The organism is Actinomadura parmotrematis (assembly GCF_019458805.1).
GTDB classification, from domain to species: Bacteria; Actinomycetota; Actinomycetes; order Streptosporangiales; family Streptosporangiaceae; genus Spirillospora; species Spirillospora parmotrematis.
In genome coordinates, this window is record NZ_JAIBOA010000046.1 from 1 (window position 1) to 2831 (window position 2831).

The following is a 2831-nucleotide window of genomic DNA, read 5'->3' on the forward strand; positions in this document are numbered from 1 at the left end:
CTCGACGCAGTCGCCTTGCTCGGTTCCGCTGTAGCTGGACTTGAACCAGCGAGGTTCGGTCACCCGCACTCCTCCATCACCTTCCGGATCAGGTCCCTGGACCGGCTCTCGGGCAGGGCCTTCGCCTCGATCATCTTCATCCGGACGACGTACGAGCGCACATCCTCCGGCGCCGAGACCAGGCGGCCCCGGCCGGGAGACTCCGCGTACGCCACCTCCCCGAACTCGCCGCCCGAGAGGAGCGAGAAGCTCCCGTTCAGTCCAGGGTATGCCCCCGTCTCCCACGTACGGGGAACGATCCGGAGGACCACATTGGGACTCTCTGAGACAGCGAGGAGGAGCGCGAGCTGCTCGCGCATGATCTCGGGACCGCCGACCGGCCACTCCAGCGCGTTCTGGGACATGATGACGCTCAGGAAAGGGGCCGGCTGGCGCTGAAGGATCTCCTGCCGCCTCAGACGGTCGGCGGCGAGCCTGTCCACGTCGGCGGCCTCGATGCCGCCGAGGATCAGCGCCCGCGTGTACGCCTCGGTCTGGAGCAGCCCCGAGACGACCTCCGACTCGAACTTCGTGAGGATCGCGGCCCGGCCCTCCTTGTCCACGTACTGCGGGTACCACTGCGGGTCGTGCCCGATGGAGGCGTACCAGACGAGGATCTCGAAAAGGGTCCCCGTCTCCCACACCTTGTCGAGTTTCTTGGCCGCGCTCCAGGTGAGGCGTTCTTCTCCCACTTCTATCCGGGACACCTTGCTCTTGCTGATGTTGAGGACGCGCCCCAGCGCCTCGCCCGAGATTCCGCGCTTCGTGCGCTCGAAACGCAGGTAGTGGGCCACGAAGTCCCACATCGAATCGCGCGGATCGGGAAGATCGTCGTTCGTTCGCTTGATCCCCATCAACGGACCCCCATCTCCCTGGATCTCCCAGATGGCCGCCGTACACAGGATTTTCCACTCGGCGAATACCACCCTGTAAGGAGTTGTAGACCCTCACGGAGAGTGAGACATGGGCTTCAAGGAACCTGGTGGCGGGGGCCGCGCATCCGAACCGGTCGCGGCGTCGCGGTGGTGCGAGCCGCGAATGGATGTGCGACGCGAGGAATGGTGGACCGAGCTTCGGGTTCCGCTGGCGGAAGGTCACCGGGCGGCGGGTCTGCGGGAGCGGCTGGCGGCGCCGACCGAAGGCGCCTTGCGCATTCTCATGGTGCAGGCGGACCGCGAGTACGCGGTGTACAAGAGCGTCCTCGCCCGGATGGTGAGGATCTCGTCGTGACGGGTGACGAGATCCTGGCAGGGGTGGGCCTTGCCGCTTTCGTCGCCGGGGTTGTCGCCGGAGCGGCAGGCGCACTGCTGGGTCGACGCCGGAGACGGGGACCGGAGCGACGGGGACGGCACTCGCGCGGGGCGCGCGGAGACTTCTGGGAGAGTCCGCGGTGAGCCGGCCGTCGGCCGCCGAGGAGATGGGGCGGCTGGAGCGGGAGCTGCGGCGGGCGGGGCTGGCCGTCCGGAGCGGGGTGCTCCCCGATGCGCTGTCCCTGGCGCAGGTCTGCGTACAGAGGGAAGGAACAGGGTGGATGACGGTCTTCTGTCATTGGCTGGACGGGGGCAAGTCGATGCATTTCTGTGTGCCCGATCGGAACGGGCCGTGCCGGGAGATCGGACTGCCCGGGGACGCGGCGGCCTCGGTCGTCGCGGTGGTACGGCGGGAGGTGGCCGGCCGTGAATGAGGACGAGCGGCGCAAGGACTACGCGGCGCTGAAACGAGAGGCCGAGGAGTTGGCCGCCAAGCTGACGGACGCCGAGATCGACAGTGCCACCAACGAGCTGGGCGGCGGCCTGCACGGAACGGTCCACCGCCGCGACCGCTTCAGCGTCCTGGTCGTCTACTGACCGGGATGCACCGCCCCCGGCGATGACCGGCCGGTCGCGCACAGTCGAGATGCGGCGTGTTGGGCACTTTCGATCTTCGAAGTGCCCAACACGCCGCATCTCAACACGCGGTGACCGGGCGGTCGTCGACGGGCACGACCCGCACGCGCAGACCGATTCCTGGGCGGCCGCGCTCGGGGACCACAGCGCCTTTGTGGGCGAGCTGCTGGCCGTCGGAATTGTCCCCGGCGGCCGTCCCGCCAGGCATCACGGCCGCCGTGCCTGGCGGGACGGGGCGGACGCGCGGCACCCCCGACGGCCCGTCCGATGCCGAGAGCAGCCTCGGCCAGGGCCGCCGACTGCTGTTCAACCGCGTGCCGTCTGCTCCTGCACGCGGGCGGTGTCGGCCTGGTCGATGCGCCCGTAGTAGGGCCGGTATACGTTCCGGGTGACGGGATAACCGGCCTTCTCGACGGCTTGGAACGCCTCTTTCGCGTGCTTTCGCCGCAAGTGGACGACGTAGTCGCGGGCGTCCTTCATCTGGAAGCACAAGGCGTACTGCCCGAACTCCCGGCACACGTACACCTTCGCCACCTCGTCGCGGGACACGAGCGCCTCGCGCCCGCCCGTGACGGTGATCCGCACCCCGCCGGGCTCCACCTCCAGGCAGGCCAAGGCGAAGCCCCTGTTGCCGACGGGCAGATCGGTCGGGAGATCGGCGCTGCCCTTCCACCGTGCGGTCATCGGTCTCACCTTCCGTCAGGCGGAGCGCTCCGATGGGACGCGCCGTCGCGACCACCCGGTTCCACGGCCGCCGCCCGCCTTCCGGTCTTCGCAGCGCCGGGAGCTGCCGCCGATGTGGTTCCGGTCAGCGGTACGGGGTGGTCGCGGTGGAGGCGGGCGGCCGGTGGACTTGGACGAGCGAGGCCGGCCGGCTCGCGGCCGCCCCGAGGCCGAGGAGCGTTC

At 69.4% G+C, this 2831-nt stretch carries 4 protein-coding genes; 2 read left to right on the forward strand and 2 right to left on the reverse strand.

Translation table 11 applies throughout. The features are described 5' to 3' along the window. Nucleotides 1–59: 59 nt before the first annotated feature. Nucleotides 60–965 (reverse strand): helix-turn-helix domain-containing protein, encoded by a 906-nt coding sequence (locus tag K1Y72_RS35775; protein WP_220170992.1) that lies wholly within the window; start codon nucleotides 963–965, stop codon nucleotides 60–62. A gap of 37 nt (nucleotides 966–1002) precedes the next feature. On the opposite strand from K1Y72_RS35775, the gene K1Y72_RS35780 reads away from it, so the two are divergent. After that, nucleotides 1003–1269: a hypothetical protein gene (locus K1Y72_RS35780; protein WP_220170993.1), complete on the forward strand. Its 267-nt coding sequence runs from the start codon at nucleotides 1003–1005 to the stop codon at nucleotides 1267–1269. A gap of 446 nt (nucleotides 1270–1715) precedes the next feature. After that, complete coding sequence (locus K1Y72_RS35785; protein ID WP_220170994.1) at nucleotides 1716–1886, forward strand: hypothetical protein; 171 nt, start codon at nucleotides 1716–1718, stop codon at nucleotides 1884–1886. A 345-nt stretch (nucleotides 1887–2231) separates the two neighbouring features. Here K1Y72_RS35785 and K1Y72_RS35790 read toward each other — a convergent pair whose 3' ends face one another. Further along, nucleotides 2232–2609, reverse strand: a complete 378-nt coding sequence (locus K1Y72_RS35790) for a hypothetical protein (protein WP_220170995.1) — start codon at nucleotides 2607–2609, stop codon at nucleotides 2232–2234. Nucleotides 2610–2831: the final 222 nt, after the last annotated feature.

Excerpts from the sequence above, each read along its gene's own strand:
- K1Y72_RS35780 (WP_220170993.1), top strand. The coding sequence starts at position 1,003 with ATGGGCTTCAAGGAACCTGGTGGCGGGGGCCGCGCATCCGAACCGGTC.
- K1Y72_RS35790 (WP_220170995.1), bottom strand. The coding sequence starts at position 2,609 with ATGACCGCACGGTGGAAGGGCAGCGCCGATCTCCCGACCGATCTGCCC.